The following is a 17,419-nucleotide window of genomic DNA, read 5'->3' as shown; positions in this document are numbered from 1 at the left end:
CTGCGCTATTCATCGACAACGGGAGCCTTGGCGTCAATCATCGCGATCAAAGTTTCCAGCCTGTCGGCCTCGTAGGGCGGCTTGTCGGGCCGTAGCCTTGCAATGCGGGGAAAGCGCATGGCAACGCCAGACTTGTGGCGGGTGGAGCGATTGATACCTTCGAAGGCAACTTCGAGCACGAAGCCGAAATCGCGATCGGCGCGCACGGCGCGCACAGGCCCGAAACGATCGACCGTATTGTTGCGCACGAATTTGTCGAGCACCTCCAGCTCGGCATCGGTAAAGCCGAAATAGGCCTTGCCGACCGGAACCAGCTGCTCGCCCTCCGGCGTCAGCGACCAAACGCCGAAGGTGAAATCGGAATAGTAGCTGGAGCGCTTTCCGTGGCCGCGCTGTGCATACATCAGCACGGCATCGACATTATAGGGATCTCGCTTCCATTTGAACCAGGGGCCTTTGGCGCGGCCCGCGAGATAGGCGCTGTCTTTGCGCTTGATCATCACACCTTCGATAACCGGGTCTGGCGGCGAGGAGCGCAGCCGGTCGAGCTCCTCCCAAGAAATGAAATCGACGAGCGGCGACAGATCGAAGCGGTCGTGCGGTGCTGCGTCGATAATCTCCGTCAGCCGCTCGCGCCGATCGAGAAAGCCGCGGGCGCGGACATCCTCGGCACCATCGAAAAGAAGATCGTAGGCGCGGATGAAGGCCGGGAATTCGTCCAGCATCTTTGCCGTCACGGTCTTACGATTGAGGCGCTGCTGCAGATCGGAAAAGCTGCGTGTCGGGCTGTTGGAACGCACCGTGCCGCCGACCAGCAGCTCACCGTCCATGACGCCCTCGAAATTCATGGCATCCACAACGTCGGGAAAGGCGCCGGAAATATCGTCGCCGGAGCGAGAATAGAGCTTACTCGTTTGCCCAGATCGCGAAAGCTGAACGCGGATACCATCCCACTTCCATTCGGCGGCGAAATCGCGGGGGTCGAGCCCGTGGAGATCGCCCGGCTCGACCGGGTTTGCGAGCATGACGGAATGGAAGATCGCGGGTGTAGCCAATATCGGCCGCTCGCCCTTGCCCTCAAGCCAGTGGAACAGGCTCTCGTAGGGCGGCTGCAAGCCATGCCACAACGTCTCGATCTCCGTCACATCCTTGCCGCTCAGCTCGGCCAGCGCCTGCTTGGCGAGGCGAGCCGAAACGCCGATGCGCATCGCACCCGTCGCGAGCTTTAAAAAGGCAAACCGGCCCGACGTATCCAGCCGATCAAGCAGATCACGCACGAAGCTGCGCACCTCGGTGCGTCCAAGCGCATTCATGCGGCGGATGACATCACCGAGCTTCGGCTGCTCTCCGGCAGGACGCTCGATATCGCTCTCCTTGTCCCATACCAGCGAGATCGTTTCGGCGAGATCGCCGACATAGTCGTAGGAATAGCGGAACAGCACCTCGTCCATGCGCTCGAGAACGAGCTCGCGCAGCATCGCGGGCTTGACGTTGCGCACCTCGAGCGTGCCGGCGATGGCCGCCAGTCCATAGCCACGGTCAGGATCTGGCGTATCGCGAAAATAATCGGTCAGCAGCTTCAGCTTGCCGTTGCGGCTCGGCGTCAGCACCAGGCGGTCGAGAAGATTGGCAAAGGCTTTCATCAATCGCCCTCGTCTTCATAGCCGATAAGATGCAGCGGCTTGGCGGCGATGCCCTGCAGCTCGCACCAGCGCACCAGCGCCTCTTCGCGGCCATGGGTGACCCAGACTTCGCTCGGCTTCAGATCGGAGATCGTCTCGGTCAATTCGGGCCAGTCGCAATGATCGGAGATTACAAGCGGCAGCTCGACACCGAGCTGCTTGGCGCGCTGGCGCACCATCATCCAGCCGGAGGCGAAAGCCGGCAGAGGATCGTGAAAGCGCCGCGCCCAGCGATCCTGAAACGCGGAGGGCGGACCGACGACGACGGCACCGTGGAAGATCGACTGATCGCGGCTTTCGATGGTGGCCGGCTTGATTTCGCCGAGCGCGATGCCCTGGCTGACATAATAGTCGCAGAGCGTCTCCAATGCCCCGTGAATATAGATCGGCTTGTCGTAGCCTGCATCGCGCAGGAGGCGGATAACGCGCTGCGCCTTACCGAGCGCATAGGCTCCGATCAGATGCGTTCGCTCCGGAAACTGGCGTAGCGAGGCCAGGAGCTTGCGCGTTTCGGACATCGGATCGGGATGGTGAAAGACCGGCAGACCGAAAGTGGCCTCGGTGATGAAGACATCACAGGGGACCGGCACATAGGCTTCACAGGTCGGATCCGGCCGGCGCTTGTAATCGCCTGAGACCACGATGCGCAATCCATCCTTCTCCACTGCGATCTGAGCCGAACCCAGGACGTGACTGGCAGGATGGAACTGCACCTTGACACCGTTGATCGTCACCTCCTCGCCGAAGCCCATTGCCTGCTCAGAGCCGGCAAAATCATCGCCATAGCGAATGCGCATGATATCGAGTGTCTGGCGGGTGGCGAGCACATGCGCGTGGCCGGAACGAGCGTGGTCCGAATGGCCATGCGTGATGAGTGCGCGAGCGACCGGTTGCACGGGGTCGATATGGAAGCCGCCGATCGGGCAGAACAAGCCCTCAGGCGCCGGATAAAGCAGTTGATCGGGTCTCATGATTTAAGAGGATAGCGCGGTTTGCACGATTAGGTAGCGATGGCGGCAGCTTTTTGATCGAATCCGCGCGTCAGCTGCCGATCCGGCAGATCGAAGACGAGGACATCCTCGCAATAGGGCTTCGCCTTTGCCACGACGATGCCGTTCGGATCGACGATAGCGGTGCTGCCGTAGCTCACCCAGCCATCCTCGTTGCTGCCAATCACATCCGACGCCACGACCCAGCAGCCGGTATGCCTGGCGCAGATCTGCAGTCCTGAAATGCCCGGCTTATGCCACATCTCGGCTTTGTAGGGCCTAAGCATGAGATTGATGGGATTACAGATGAGGCCTGCGCCCTTTTGGGCGAGGCGGCGCGCGGTATAGGGGTATCGGAGATCCGCGCAGATATTGATGCCGAAGCGCCAACGCCTCTCCTCCCAAATCGGAAAATCCTTTCCGGACATGCAGCCCTTCTCTAACGGATGCGCCTTCGCATAGACCCCGATGATCCGGCCGAATTTGCCGACGAGGGCACTGTTGTAGACCCCATCATCCCTCCGCTCGAAAAAGCCGACAACCGCTGTCGTTTTCCCCGCTGCGAAACGGAAGACTAGAGCGTTCAGATGCGGATCGTCCAACGAAAGCGCGCGGCGTTTGGCAACAGCTTCGTTGTAGCTGTGCCCCTGCAGATAGCATTCTGGAAAGAGGGCGAGATCGATGCCCTGCATCTCCGCCCAGGCCAGATCGCGCGCCAAAACCTCGGCCACCTGCTCGACGGCGTCGAAAAGTGCCAGACGTTGAAAGGCCGCGATCCGCATGCGGCAGGGGTAACATGCGCGGCGAGTCGTCCCTAGCGCAAATGGATAAGGTGTGGGTCATGGCCTCCACCGGACTGATAAATGAAATAGAAAGAGGTCGAGGCTCTTGGCCGACCGAAAGCGTTTGAAGAGCGGCCTCTGTATCAAAACGGCACAGGCGGGCTTGGCATGATTTCTGCTTCGTAGGCGACGTTCCAGGAGTCCGCAATGATCGAACGCCGCGCCTTCATCGCTTCCCTCGCCGCCTCGGCGTCGGCTGGCCTACTTGCGCCACGCCTTTTCGCCGCGCCGCTCGCCAAAATGGCCGGTGCCGAGCTGCGCGGGCCGATCGACGCCATTGCGCTGAAAACCACGGCGGGAGCGAGCGATTTCAAGAGCGGCAAGCTGCAAGCGATGATCGACAATGCGGCACGGACCAACATGCCGCTCTTCCTGCCGCCGGGCACATACAATATCTCCAATCTGACATTGCCCGATAACACCCGCATGACAGGCGTTCCCGGTGCTTCTCGACTCGTCTATAGCGGCGACGGTCATCTGATGAATGCGGATAAGGCAAAGCGTATTGAGCTTTCCGGCCTCGTTTTCGACGGCGGCAATCGCTGGCTTGCCGATTATGCCGGCGGTCTGCTGCAGTTTACCGGCGTCGATGAGGTGCTCATCGACAATTGCGAGGTTACCGGCAGCCGCAAACATGGACTGCAGCTGGAGCGCTGCGGCGGCCGGATCGAACGCAGCCGCATCTCCGGCGCGGCGGAAGCCGGCATTTATTCCGTCCAATCCACCGGCGTGGCGGTGACCGGCAATCGCGTCGAGGATTGCGGCAATGGCGGTATCCTCATCCATCGCTGGGACAAGGCGGAGGATGGCAGCAGCGTCATCAACAACCGCATTTCCCGCATCCGTGCCAATGGCGGCGGCACCGGCCAGAATGGCAATGGCATCAATGTCTTCCGCGCCGACGGTGTGACTATTTCAGGCAATCAGATCAGCGATTGCGCCTTCACCGCCATCCGCGCCAATTCGGCCTCGAATGTGCAGATCTCGAACAATCAATGCCTGCGTTCCGGCGAAACGGCCATCTATTGCGAATTCGAATTCGTCGGCGCCACGATCAACAACAACCTTGTCGATGGCGCAGCGAACGGCATCTCAGTCACGAATTTCGACAAGGGCGGAAGGCTCGCATCTGTGACGGGCAATGTTATTCGCAACCTGTCGCTGACAGCACCCTACGCGCAGGATGGCGGCTTCGGCATCGGTATCTCGGCGGAAGCCGATACGCTCATTGCCGACAATGCTATCGAGAATGCGCCGCTCTGGGGCATGCGGCTCGGCTGGGGGCAATATCTCCGCAATGTCGTCGCGACCGGCAATATCGTCCGGCACGTCGGCATCGGTTGCGTCGCCTCCGTCGCCGACGGTGCGGGCTCGGCGGTGATTGCAGACAATCTCTTCCAGGAAATGCAGCAAGCCGCGATTATGGGCTTTCGCTGGGATAAGCCAGCATCGGGCGACCTCATAAAGGGAGGGGCGCAGTTTCCTCAATTGACCATTGAGAACAACAGGCTCGTTTAAGCCGATCGCCAGTTCGGCTGCCGCTTTTCGAAGAAAGCGGTAATGCCTTCCTTCGCCTCCTCGGTCTCCCAGGCATCCGCCAATTGCTCGACGACATGATCGATCATGCCATCGGTAATCGGCCTGCCGACGGAGCGCGCTAAGGCCTTGGCACGGGCCGCTGCCTGCGGCGATGCTGCGAGGAAATGACGGACTTCCGCCTCCACGGCCTCATCCAGCGCCTCCTCCGCCACCACTCGTGACAGAAGACCTGTGGCATGTGCCTGCCAGGCATCGATGATCTTGCCGGAGAGGAATAGCGGACGGGCATTCGCCTCGCCGATCCGGGCGACGACATAGGGGCTGATGGTGGCAGGGATGATGCCGAGGCGCACCTCCGTCAGGCCGAAGCGGGCCGTCGATGCCGCGATCACCATGTCGCAGACGCTGAGGATGCCGATGCCGCCGCCAAAAGCGTTGCCATGAACACGGGCGATCAGCGGCTTGGGCAGCTCGTTTAGTACCTTGAACAGCATGGCCAGCCGCCGCGCTTCGGCGATGCGCCCCTCCCGCGTGGCGTCGAACTGAGCGCGCATCCAGCCGAGATCGCCACCGGCGCAGAAGCTGGCACCCTCACTCGTGAGCACGACGACACGCACCGCTTTGTCATAGGCAAGCTCATGCGTTGCTGCCGTGAGATCATCGATCATCTTAGCTGAGAGGGCATTGTGCTTTTCGCCACGCGTCAGCGTCAGATAGGCGACACCGCGCTCGTCGTTGGTGATGCGGATCGTTGGCGATATCATGCGGCACTCCTGAGGCTGCGGGCGAAAGCGGCGGCGGCCGCAAGCTTGTCCTTGTCCAGGCCGGTTTCGTATCCCTGCGCCTCGAGATAGTCGCAGACCGCCACCGTATCGACATTGCCCTTGGCGCCGGGGGCAAAGGGGCAACCACCAAGGCCGCCGGCTGAAGCATCGAAGACGCGCAGGCCGCGCTCCAGGGCAACGGCAATATTCTCAAGCGCGCGTCCCGACGTATCGTGAAAATGCCCTGCGAGAACCATGGCGGGCAGCTCGCCCAGCACGGCGCCGAGCATATGGTCGACAGCCTCAGGCATACCTCTGCCGATCGTGTCGCCAAGGCTGATTTCATAGCAGCCAAGCGCACGAAGCTGCCAGGCCACGCTGACGACATTCTGCGGGGGCACTGCGCCCTCATAGGGGCATTCAACGACGCAGCTCACATAGCCGCGCAACGGGACGCCACGATCCCGGCTGGCAGCGGCCACCGGCCGGAAGCGCTCAATGCTCTCAGCGATCGAGCAATTGATATTGCGCATGGAAAAGGTCTCGGAGGCCGAGGCGAAGATCGCGACTTCATCGGCGCCGGCGGCAAGGGCTGCTTCGAAGCCCTGCATGTTGGGCGCCAGCGCTGCATAGCGGACGCCCGAACGCCGCTCTATGCCAGCCATGACATCGGCGGCATCGGCCAGTTGCGGCACCCATTTCGGACTGACGAAGCTCGTAACTTCGATGCGCTCGAAACCGCAATCGGAGAGTTGGTTTACCAGCTCGATCTTCCGTGCGGTATCGACCGGCTGCTTTTCATTCTGCAGCCCGTCGCGAGGCGCCATCTCGACGATGGTGACGTAGTTGGAGGACTTGTCCATCATACGGCGTCCTCCGGGCGAAGCGACAGAAGCACGGCGCTTTCGCTGGTCTGGTCTCCTTCGCCGACATGGAGGCTTTCGACGATGCCATCGCGCGCGGCCGTCAGCGTCAGCTCCATCTTCATCGCCTCCATCACGATCAGCGCCTGCCCCTTTGTCACCGGGTCTCCCTCGCGCACGCGCACGATCTTGACGAGGCCCGGCATCGGCGCGATCACGCGATCGCCGCCGCTAGCCGCTTCCTCTCCTCCGTCGAGAAGATCGAGGCGATGGAAATGATGCGTCTGCCCATCGAGGAAAAAAGTCACACCTGACAATGTCTCGAAGATATCCAGTTGTGATTGCCGGCCGTCGATCTCGACGTGGCGTGCAAGGCCCTCCCCTGCGAGCAAGCGAACGAGAATGATGCGATCGTCAAAGGCGACGCTGAACAGCGACCGGCTCCTTGCAGCTACGCGGCAATTCTGATGACCACCAGCAAAATGCAGCGTGACGGGACGGCTTGCTTCGCCCCAGAGCCGCCAAGGACCGAGCGACAGCCAAGGATCATTGTCAGTGGCTTCTGCGAACCCCCCCGCCTCGACAATGGCGGCAATGGCAAGAGCCGCATCGTCGGGTTGCCGCGCCGAGGTCAGCGCTTCCACATCTCGGTCGATCAATCCCGTATCCGGTTGGCCTGCGGCGAAATCCGGCTGGCGGCTCAATCGGATGAGGAAATCGAGATTGGTCGTGGTTCCGGCAACCTGCGTCTGCTCCAGGCCTCGCGTAAGCTTCGCGAGAGCGGTTGCCCGATCCGGCGCATGTACCGTCAGCTTGGCGATCAGCGGATCGTAGTGTGGAGTTATGCTGCCGCCCTCTCGAACGCCTGAATCGATGCGGACGTCGCCTTCGGGAAAGCGCAGGTGGGAAAGCGTGCCGGTTGCCGGCAGAAAGCCGCGCGAGGGGTCCTCGGCATAGATACGCGCTTCGAAGGCCCAGCCGTTTATAGTGAGCTCATCCTGCGTTTTCGGCAGCGGCTCGCCGCTTGCGACGCGCAATTGCCATTCGACCAGATCGACGCCAGCGATCGCCTCGGTGACAGGGTGCTCGACCTGCAACCGCGTGTTCATTTCCATGAAGAAGAAGCGATCCGGCGACAGGCCGTCGGAGACATCGGCGATGAATTCGACGGTACCGGCGCCGCGATAATCGATGGCGCGGGCGGCGCGAACGGCCGCTTCGCCCATGGCGCTGCGCATCTCTTCGGTCATGCCGGGCGCTGGCGCCTCCTCGATCACCTTCTGGTGCCGGCGCTGAAGGGAGCAGTCGCGTTCGAAGAGATGCAGAGCGTTGCCCTGGCTGTCTCCAAAGACCTGGATCTCGATGTGACGCGGCTTGATCAGATATTTTTCGATCAGCACGGCATCGTCGCCGAAAGCGGATTTCGCCTCGCGCTTCGCCGCCTCCAGGGAAGCCTCGAAATCCTCCGGCTGGTCGACTCGGCGCATGCCCTTACCGCCGCCGCCCGCCCGCGCCTTGATGAGAACGGGAAAGCCGATAGCCGCCGCCTGTTCGGCAAGAAAGCCGGGCTCCTGCCCATCGCCGTGATAACCGGGAACGACAGGCACACCCGACCGCTCCATCAACGCCTTGGCGGAATCCTTGAGCCCCATGGCCCGGATCGAGGCCGGCGACGGGCCGACGAAGACGAGACCGGCGGCTTCGACCGCCTCGGCAAAATCGGCGTTCTCCGAGAGAAAGCCGTAGCCTGGATGAATGGCCTCCGCTTGGGTGCGTTGAGCCGCCGCAATGATCTTCTCTTTCGAAAGATAGCTCTCGCTCGCCGCCGCCGGGCCGATGTGAACGGCTTCATCGGCCAGCGCCGCATGCAGCGCATCCCGATCGGCGTCTGAATAGACGGCGACCGTGCGAATGCCCAGGCGCCTCGCCGTGCGGATGACGCGGCAGGCGATTTCGCCGCGATTGGCGATCAGTATCTTCGAAAACATCGGCGGACCCTATTGCGCGGCAATGACTTCGACTTCGAGCAGCCAGGCCGTATCGAAAATACCGGCAATCACGACAGTCATGGCAGGCGTGAGCGAGCCTAGATATTCGCTACGGATCTCGCGGTTCTCAATCGTATGATGTCGATCGGCAAGGAAGGTGGTGACCTTGACGATATCGTCCTTCGTCATGCCGGCCGCCTTCAGCTGGGCGTCGATATTATGCCAGACCTGGCGTGCCTGCGCCTTAAAGCCCTCCGGCAAGGCATCATCGACATCGGTCGGTATCTGTCCGCTGATAAAAAGCAAGCGCTCGAAATTCTCGAGCTTTACGGCTTGAGCATAACCGCCGCGGGGTTGCGGCGCATTCTTGGCATTGATGGCATCGCGTTTCATCTCCGTCTCCTCACATCCTGAACAGACCGAAGCATGTATCTTCGATCGGCGCGTTGAGTGCTGCTGAAAGCGAAAGAGCCAGCACGTCGCGGCTCTTGCGCGGATCGATGATGCCATCGTCCCAGAGGCGGGCCGATGCATAGAGTGGGTGGCTCTGGATTTCGAACATCTTGAGCGTCGGCGCCTTGAAGGCAGCCTCTTCTTCTGGCGTCCAAGGCTTGCCGGCACGCGCCAGCGCCTCGCCGCGTACAGTGGCGAGCACGCCTGCCGCCTGCTCCCCGCCCATGACCGATATGCGGCTGTTGGGCCAGGTCCAGAGGAAGCGCGGCGAATAGGCGCGACCGGCCATGCCGTAATTGCCGGCACCAAAGGAGCCGCCGATCAGCATGGTGATCTTCGGGACCTTGGTCGTAGCCACAGCCGTCACCAGCTTGGCGCCATTCTTCGCGATCCCTTCGGTCTCATATTTGCGGCCAACCATGAAGCCGGTGATGTTCTGCAGGAAAACGAGCGGGATCTTGCGCTGCGAGCAAAGCTCGATGAAATGCGCGCCCTTCAACGCCGACTCCGAGAAGAGAACGCCGTTGTTGGCGATGATGCCGAGCGGGATGCCATGGATATGGGCAAAGCCGCAGACCAGCGTCGTGCCGTAGCGTGCCTTGAACTCATCGAGACGAGAGCCGTCCACCACGCGGGCGATGACCTCTCGCACGTCATAGGGCGTGCGCAGATCCGAAGGGACGATACCGAGAATATCCTCGGGATCGTAGAGCGGTGCCTCGGGCGTGCGACACTCGATACTCTCGGGCTTGCGGCGATTGAGATTGGCGACCGCCTGCCGGGCGAGTGCGAGCGCATGAGCATCGTCGCGCGCCAAATGATCGGCAACGCCGGAAAGGCGCGTATGAACATCTCCACCGCCGAGGTCTTCAGCCGAGACCACCTCCCCCGTCGCCGCCTTGACGAGCGGCGGCCCGGCGAGAAAGATCGTTCCCTGCTTTTCGACGATGATGGTTTCGTCCGACATGGCCGGCACATAGGCGCCGCCTGCCGTGCAGGAGCCCATGACGACGGCGATCTGCGGGATGCCGGCGGCCGACATATTGGCCTGATTGTAGAAGATGCGGCCAAAATGATCGCGGTCGGGAAATACCTCGTCCTGGTTCGGCAAGTTGGCACCACCGGAATCGACGAGATAGATGCAGGGGAGATTGTTTTCGGCCGCAATCTCCTGTGCGCGCAGATGCTTCTTCACCGTGATTGGATAGTAGGTGCCGCCTTTAACCGTGGCATCATTGCAGACTATCATGCAATCGCGGCCCGAGACCCTGCCGATACCCGCGATAAGGCCAGCACCGGGCGCCTCATCGCCGTATAGCCCATGAGCTGCTGTCGCACCGATTTCCAGAAATGGTGTAGCGGGATCGATCAGGCCGGCGACGCGATCGCGCGGCAGCATCTTGCCTCGGCTGACATGGCGCTCACGCGCCTGTGCCCCGCCGCCCTCCGCCGCCTGTGACGCCGCAGCCTCAGCGACGCCGATCGCCTCGAGCATGGCGGCGCGATTGTCGCGAAAGCGATCCGAATGCGTCGATATCTCTGACTTCAAAACGGTCATGCGGCCTCGCCGATCAGTAAAATGGGATTCGAAATCAGCCTGTTTCGCCGAACAGCTCGCGGCCGATCAGCATGCGCCGGATTTCGGATGTGCCGGCACCGATCTCGTAGAGCTTGGCGTCGCGCAGCAGCCGTCCGGCAGGATAGTCATTGGTATAGCCATTGCCGCCGAGCGCCTGGATACATTCGAGCGCCAGCGCCGTTGCTTTCTCGGCGGAATAGAGAATGCAGCCGGCCGCGTCCTTGCGCGTCGTCTCGCCGCGGTCGCAGGCGGCTGCCACCGCATAGACATAGGCGCGCGCGGCATTCATCGTCACATACATGTCGGCAAGCTTCCCCTGCATCAGCTGGAATTCGCCGATCGATTGGCCGAACTGCTTGCGCTCATGCATGTAGGGCAGCACGACATCCATGCAGGCGGCCATGATGCCGATGGGGCCGCCGGAGAGCACGACGCGCTCGTAATCGAGACCCGACATCAGCACGCGCACGCCGCCGTCCACCTGACCGAGAACATTCTCCTCCGGCACCTCGCAATCGAGGAAGATCAGCTCCGAGGTGTTGGAGCCACGCATGCCGAGCTTGTCGAGCTTCTGGCCGACCGAAAAGCCGGGGAAGCCTTTCTCGACGAGGAAGGCGGTGATCCCGCGAGGACCGGCATCCGGAGAGGTCTTGGCGTAAACGACGAGAACATCGGCATCCGGGCCGTTGGTGATCCACATCTTGCTGCCATTCAGCACATAATAACGACCACGCTTCTCCGCATGCAGCTTCATAGAGACGACATCGGAACCGGCACTCGGTTCCGACATCGCCAGGGCACCCACATGCTCGCCGGATATGAGCTTCGGCAGATAGCGCTCCTTCTGGGCCGTCGTGCCGTTGCGGTAGATCTGATTGACGCAGAGATTGGAATGAGCGCCATAGCTCAGGCCGACGGAGGCCGACGCGCGGCTGATTTCCTCCATCGCCACGGTATGGGCGAGATAGCCGAGGCCCGCGCCGCCATAGGCCTCATCGACGGTAATCCCCAGCAGGCCGAGATCACCCATCTCCCGCCACAGATGCATCGGGAAATTGTTGTTGCGATCGATTTCATCGGCAAACGGTGCAATACGGTTGCTGGCGAAACGGCGCACCTGCTCCCGCAGTGCGTCGATGTCCTCGCCCAGCGCGAAGTTCAATCCCCCTGCAAACATCCGGCTTCTCCTCCCGATATTCCCGAACGCGCGATCCTTACGAACCTATACCTCTTTGTGCCCGCTTCAAGTTTCGGCCGCCATCATGCGGCGTCGGCAGGCATGGGCTGCTTGCCCCGTGTCTCCACAGGCGCCTCATAGGCCTTCAGCTTGTCAGCAATTCTCACCATGATCTTGCGGGCGGCCTCCTCCTTGACCGGTCCGAAGCCCCTTATCTCATCAAATAGCGAGAGGATGGCAAGGGCCTCGGCCTCGTTGTCGTGGCGCAGACCGGTAAGCACGCGTCCGGCGATATCTTCATAATCGGCAATCAGACGACGCTCCAGCCGGCGTTCCGCCATATAGCCGAAGGGGTCGAAGGGCGTGCCACGCAGCCGCTTCATCGGCGCAAGGACGCGCAGCATCGGCAGGATCCAGGCGCCGAACTCGCGCTTCTTGGGCCGTCCGTTCGGATCCTTGCCGCCAAGGATGGGCGGCGCAAGATTGAGGGCCAGCTTGAAATCACCTTCCATCTCCTCGCGCAGATGCGCCTCGAAAGCTGGATCCGTCAGAAGACGCGCGACTTCGTATTCATCCTTGTAGGCCAAGACGCGTGCATAGGTGACGGCAACGGCAAAGGGCACCTTATTCGAAAGCCGCTCTTTTACGGCAAGCGCATTCGCGTGGGCGACGAAGGCGGCATAGCGTTCGGCAAGCGCGGCATTCTGATAAGCGGTGAGATGCGCCTTGCGATGTTTGATCAGTTCATCAAGGCTCATCTCCGCCAGCGTCTTGCCTGTCTGCGGTTCGGCCATCATGGCATGCACGGCTTGCGGATCATGCGCCAGAAGCCGGCCCCATTGGAATGCCGAGAGGCTCGCCTTGACGGCAACGCCGTTGAGCTCAATCGCCTTTTCGATCGCTTCCAAGGAGAGAGGCAGAAGGCCGCGCTGCCAGGCAAAGCCGGTCAGCAGGATATTGGTCGATATGGCATCGCCGGTCACTTCCGTTGCCACGTGGCCGAAATCGAGGAAGACGGACTTGTCGCTGACAGTCTTTGCGATCGCGTGTTGGATCGAACCGGTCTTGAAATCGAAATCGCGGTTGCGAACAAAATCGGCGACCGGCATGAGGCCAGTGTTGACGATGGCTGTCGTCCGCGTCGGCGAGCAGAGCGTGATTGCATCCTTGGAGGCGCCCACCACTTCATCTGCTGCGAACAGCAGATCGGCACCGGCATTGACGATGCGCGAGGAGGTGACATCGGCCTGATTATGGCCGATGCGCAGGTGACTCATGACCGCGCCGCCCTTCTGAGCAAGGCCGGCCATGTCGAGGATCATCGGCACCTTGCCGTCCAGATGCGCAGCCATGCCGAGGATCGCGCCAATCGTCAGGATGCCCGTGCCGCCGACGCCGGCAATCGCAATGTTCCAGGGTCGATCGCCGATGACGGGGATTTCCGGCATCGGCACATCGACATCAGCATGGTCAAGCGCTTTGCGCTTGCGGCGCTTGCCGCCGTGAACCGTGACGAAGGACGGGCAGAAGCCTTTGACGCAGGAGAAATCCTTATTGCAGCTCGACTGGTTGATCTGGCGCTTGCGGCCGAACTCCGTTTCCAGCGGCTCCACTGAAATGCAGTTGGACTGCACCGAGCAATCGCCGCAGCCTTCGCAGACGGCCGGATTGATGAAGACGCGCTTGGCCGGGTCCTCCATCAGCCCGCGGCTGCGACGACGGCGCTTTTCGGCGGCGCAGGTCTGGACATAGACGATCGCCGAGCAGCCTTCGGTCTCGCGCAGCGTCAGCATCACCTGATCGATATAGTCGCGATGCAGCACCTTGACGCCGGGCGCGAGTTCCGAAGCGCGATAGGCATCGGGATTGTCCGAGAGCAGATAGATCGGCTTGACGCCCTCATCGTGCAATTGTTTCGTCACCAGTTGCGGCGTCAGGTAACCGTCGATCGGCTGGCCGCCGGTCATGGCGACGGCGTCGTTGTAAAGCAGCTTGTAAGTGACGTTGACCTTGGACGCGACGGACTGGCGGATGGCAAGAATACCAGAGTGGAAATAGGTGCCGTCGCCGAGATTGACGAACATGTGCTTTTCGTCGGTATAGCGGGCAATTGCAGTCCACGGCACGCCTTCGCCGCCCATCTGGGTGAAGGTCTCGGTGTTGCGGTCCATCCAGGTGACCATGTAGTGGCAGCCGATGCCGGCAATGGCGCGGCTACCTTCGGGGACGCGAGTGGAAGTATTGTGCGGACAGCCGGAGCAAAAGAAGGGCGTGCGGTTCAGCGGCGCCACATGACTGCGGCTGATCTGGCCGCGCTCGGCAAGATAGGCAAGCTTGGCGGCGATGCGGTCATGCAGGCCCTGATTGAGATCGAGCTTGACGATACGCCCCGCAATCGCTCTGGCGACGGCGCCAACAGTCAAGGCCGCCGAGAGGCTGAGATAGGGCTTATCGTGCTCGTCGAACTTGCCGACGATACGCGGGCGGACATCGGCGCGCCAGTTGAAGAGCTGCTGCTTGATCTGGTTTTCGATGATCTCGCGCCGTTCCTCGACGACGAGCACTTCGTCCAACCCTTCGGAAAAATGCCGGACGGCCTCCGGTTCCAGCGGCCAGGGCATGCGGACCTTCAGGATACGCAGGCCGATCGCGGCCATTTCCTTCGGCCCGATCTCCAGCTCACGCAACGCCTGCAGCACATCCTCATAGGCCTTGCCGGACGAGATGATGCCGAGGCGGGCGTTCGGCACATCATGCGTGATTTCGTCGACGCGATTGGCACGGGCAAAGGCGATGGCCGCATAGGCCTTATAGGTCTGCAGCCGATCGTCTTGGACCAGCGGCGGATCGGGCCAGCGCAGATTGAGACCGCCGGGTGGCATTTCGAAATCGGTCGGCAGGACGAACTGCCGCCTCTCCCCCGAGAGATCGACGGCCGCCGTCGTCTCGATGGTGTCGGCGATGAACTTCATGCCGACCCAGCAGCCGGAATAGCGTGACATAGCGATGCCGAGCAGGCCGTATTCGAGGAATTCGTGGATGGACGAGGGATAGATGACCGGGATGACCGCAGACATGAAATCATGGTCGGTCTGATGCGGCATGGTGGAGGATTTGGCGGAATGATCGTCGCCGGCAATGCAGAGGACGCCGCCATATTTGGAGGTTCCCGCCGCATTGCCGTGCTTCAGCACATCGCCGGAGCGGTCGACACCGGGACCTTTGCCATACCAGATGCCGAGTACGCCATCTTTGCGGGCGCCGGGGGAAAGGCCGACCTGCTGCGAGCCCCAGACGGCCGTCGCGGCAAGATCCTCGTTGATCCCGGGCTGGAAGGTGACATCATATGCGTCAAGATAGGTTTTGGCTTTCAGGAGCTGCTGATCGTAGCCGCCGAGCGGCGAACCGCGATAGCCTGAAATGAAAGCTGCCGTATTGAGGCCGGCAGCGCGGTCGCGCCGCATCTGCGTCATGGGCAGGCGCACCAGCGTCTGCAGGCCGGTCATGAAGACGCGGCCTTCCTCTGCGGTATATTTGTCGTCTAGCGATACACTGGTCGCAAGCATCTGCTCTCCTCCCGAGATCGCAGTCACGAATTGCGCTTTCTCTTCTCGCCGGAAACCTCCTACCGCTTCCAACGAAAGTCATGATGGAATTCTAACATGCACCGGCGCTAATTTCCGAACGAAGGCTGGGCGTTGGTCGCATGATTTGTAAAGAATTGGGGTAGCTGACGGATATTTTCGTGCTTCGACGCGTCGCGTGCCGGCATTCATTACGATCTTTCATCGGAGATATCAGCCGCAAGGGGTTTTACACATCCGACTCGCTCCGTAAGGTCGCGTCGACTCGAATCTGGGAGACGCACATGCTGACGATCTACGGTGTCTATCGCTCGCGCGCTTCGCGCAACTATTGGATGGCTGAGGAGCTCGGTATCGAGTTCAAATCCGTGCCCATTATCCAGGCAAGCCGGCTGACCAACCCGCTTGCCGCCGATGCGCCGATCAACACGATGTCGCCGGAGTTCCTGGCCGTCAATCCGATGGGCATGATCCCCTGCATCAAGGATGGTGATCTCGTCCTGCATGAATCGCTCGCCATCAACCTTTACCTCGCGCGCAAGCATGGCGGTCCGCTGGCTGGCAAAACGATCGAGGAAGAAGGGCAGATGTCGATGTGGACCATGTGGGCGGCAACCGAAGTGGAGCCCTACAGTGTCGCGCTGGTCCGCATCTATGATAATGCCCAGGAAAATAGTGAGGCCGGCAAGGCTGGAATCGCAGTCGCCTGCCGCTCGCTGAAGAAACCACTCGACGTGCTCGAAAAGCACCTGCAAACCCAGGACTATCTCGTCGGCAATCGTTTTACCGCCGCCGACCTCAACCTGGCCGAAGTGCTGCGGTACGCCCAGACGGAACAGGAATTGTTCGACGCGCGCCCGAAGATGAAGGCCTGGATCGAACGCTGCCAGTCGCGCGACGCGTACAAGGCCATGCAGACGACCCGCGGCAAAGAGCCAGTCTGAGAGATCCTATTGGAAGAGACGCATGCTCTCTTCCATCTCCTCGCGAATCCAGGCCTTGAAGGCGGAGACCTTCTTCGGCTCTCGCACGCCGGGGGCGGTGACGAAATAGTGGCCGAAGCCCGTCTTTACGCGGATAGCGAAGGGATCGACGAGGCATTTCTGCTGGAGGGCATAGGCAGCCAGCGTCTGCCAGGCGAGCATTACCCCCTGCCCCGCTATGGCCGCATCAAGACAGAGCGATGCATCATTGAAAATGTGCCGCTCTTCCATGCAATGGCCTGAAAGCCCGGCCTCGCGCAGCCACACCTCCCAGCCAAACATCGCATGTGCGTCTATGACGGCGGGGACTTTCAGGAGATCGGCGGGTTCGCGGAGCGTAGCGGCGATCTGCGGTGTGACGACCGGGAACACCGTCTGGGCCAGCAGCAGTTCGGCCTTGACATCAGGCCATTGCCCGCTGCCGACACGAATGCCGATATCGACATCCGACGTCGCCGGATTGATCAGCCGTGTCGTGGCATCGATGCGCAGGCGGATATCCGGATGACGGCCGGCGAAGCGATCGAGCCGGTACACCAGCCAGCGGGCCGCGAAAACCGGTGCCACAGAAATGGTGAGGATGTTCTCATCCTTGTGCTGCGCAAGTGTGATTGCCGCCGAAAGCGCCTGAAATCCCTCGCCCAATCTTGCCAGCACTGCCAGCCCCGATGCCGTTACCGTCATCCCCTTAGGCGTCCGTTCGAACAGCGGCCGACCGAGTTGCGCCTCGGCCTTGATGACCTGCTGGCTGACCGCACCGACCGTCACGCCGAGTTCATCGGCTGCCGCCTGGAGCGAACCGAGCCGCCCGACCGCCTCAAGAGCGCGCAAACCATTCAAATGAACGTTATTGAGGTTTCTCATTATAGAATATCTATATCAGCATCTCAGCATTCTCAATTGCATCGAGCGCATATTCGCGCAATTATGCACCATGGAATTGAAGACCGCCGCCGCTCGCTCGGCTGATGCCCTC

General features: G+C 61.3%; 13 protein-coding genes. 2 read left to right on the top strand and 11 right to left on the bottom strand.

The features are described from left to right. Positions 1-5: 5 nt before the first annotated feature. The 3 genes from ACYJRZ_RS09925 to ACYJRZ_RS09915 are packed head-to-tail and all read right to left on the bottom strand — an operon-like array spanning position 6 to position 3,453. A complete protein-coding gene (locus ACYJRZ_RS09925; RefSeq protein WP_459458428.1) occupies positions 6-1,643 on the bottom strand; it encodes a cisplatin damage response ATP-dependent DNA ligase in 1,638 nt (545 codons plus the stop codon). Further along, positions 1,643-2,653, bottom strand: a complete 1,011-nt coding sequence (locus ACYJRZ_RS09920; RefSeq protein WP_459458426.1) for a ligase-associated DNA damage response exonuclease — start codon at positions 2,651-2,653, stop codon at positions 1,643-1,645. The genes ACYJRZ_RS09925 and ACYJRZ_RS09920 overlap by 1 nt, the downstream gene beginning before the upstream one ends. Positions 2,654-2,682: 29 nt before the next feature. Next, a complete protein-coding gene (locus ACYJRZ_RS09915) occupies positions 2,683-3,453 on the bottom strand; it encodes a carbon-nitrogen hydrolase family protein (RefSeq protein ID WP_459458424.1) in 771 nt (256 codons plus the stop codon). Positions 3,454-3,660: 207 nt separating this feature from the next. Here ACYJRZ_RS09915 and ACYJRZ_RS09910 point away from each other — a divergent pair, with 207 nt between their 5' ends. After that, positions 3,661-5,031, top strand: a complete 1,371-nt coding sequence (locus ACYJRZ_RS09910; protein WP_459458422.1) for a TIGR03808 family TAT-translocated repetitive protein — start codon at positions 3,661-3,663, stop codon at positions 5,029-5,031. On the opposite strand, the gene ACYJRZ_RS09905 is transcribed toward ACYJRZ_RS09910, so the two are convergent. From ACYJRZ_RS09905 to ACYJRZ_RS09875, 7 genes are all read right to left on the bottom strand, one after another. Next, complete coding sequence (locus tag ACYJRZ_RS09905; protein WP_459458420.1) at positions 5,028-5,816, bottom strand: crotonase/enoyl-CoA hydratase family protein; 789 nt, start codon at positions 5,814-5,816, stop codon at positions 5,028-5,030. The genes ACYJRZ_RS09910 and ACYJRZ_RS09905 overlap by 4 nt on opposite strands. Continuing rightward, the gene (locus tag ACYJRZ_RS09900) at positions 5,813-6,682 is read right to left on the bottom strand and encodes a hydroxymethylglutaryl-CoA lyase (RefSeq protein WP_459458418.1); all 870 of its coding nucleotides are present in this window, start codon (positions 6,680-6,682) and stop codon (positions 5,813-5,815) included. Before ACYJRZ_RS09900 ends, ACYJRZ_RS09905 begins: the two co-directional genes overlap by 4 nt. Beyond that, a complete protein-coding gene (locus ACYJRZ_RS09895; RefSeq protein ID WP_459458416.1) occupies positions 6,679-8,667 on the bottom strand; it encodes an acetyl/propionyl/methylcrotonyl-CoA carboxylase subunit alpha in 1,989 nt (662 codons plus the stop codon). Before ACYJRZ_RS09895 ends, ACYJRZ_RS09900 begins: the two co-directional genes overlap by 4 nt. A gap of 9 nt (positions 8,668-8,676) precedes the next feature. After that, positions 8,677-9,060 carry a RidA family protein gene (locus ACYJRZ_RS09890; protein ID WP_113331893.1) on the bottom strand — a complete coding sequence of 128 codons (384 nt, stop codon included), beginning with the start codon at positions 9,058-9,060 and terminating at the stop codon, positions 8,677-8,679. 10 nt (positions 9,061-9,070) lie between these two features. Continuing rightward, positions 9,071-10,678, bottom strand: a complete 1,608-nt coding sequence (locus tag ACYJRZ_RS09885; RefSeq protein ID WP_459458413.1) for a carboxyl transferase domain-containing protein — start codon at positions 10,676-10,678, stop codon at positions 9,071-9,073. Between the two features lie 34 nt (positions 10,679-10,712). Next, positions 10,713-11,876 (bottom strand): isovaleryl-CoA dehydrogenase, encoded by a 1,164-nt coding sequence (locus ACYJRZ_RS09880; RefSeq protein ID WP_459458411.1) that lies wholly within the window; start codon positions 11,874-11,876, stop codon positions 10,713-10,715. 83 nt (positions 11,877-11,959) lie between these two features. Next, positions 11,960-15,442, bottom strand: coding sequence for an indolepyruvate ferredoxin oxidoreductase family protein (locus ACYJRZ_RS09875; RefSeq protein WP_459458409.1), 3,483 nt, complete (start codon positions 15,440-15,442; stop codon positions 11,960-11,962). A 302-nt stretch (positions 15,443-15,744) separates the two neighbouring features. On the opposite strand from ACYJRZ_RS09875, the gene ACYJRZ_RS09870 reads away from it, so the two are divergent. After that, complete coding sequence (locus tag ACYJRZ_RS09870) at positions 15,745-16,404, top strand: glutathione S-transferase family protein (protein ID WP_459458407.1); 660 nt, start codon at positions 15,745-15,747, stop codon at positions 16,402-16,404. A gap of 6 nt (positions 16,405-16,410) precedes the next feature. Here ACYJRZ_RS09870 and ACYJRZ_RS09865 read toward each other — a convergent pair whose 3' ends face one another. Beyond that, positions 16,411-17,307, bottom strand: coding sequence for a LysR substrate-binding domain-containing protein (locus ACYJRZ_RS09865; protein ID WP_459458405.1), 897 nt, complete (start codon positions 17,305-17,307; stop codon positions 16,411-16,413). Positions 17,308-17,419: the final 112 nt, after the last annotated feature.

Source organism: Rhizobium sp. No.120, from assembly GCF_054558365.1.
The sequence above is the reverse complement of the archived record's forward strand: the minus strand, read 5'-3'. Positions and strand labels throughout refer to the sequence as shown.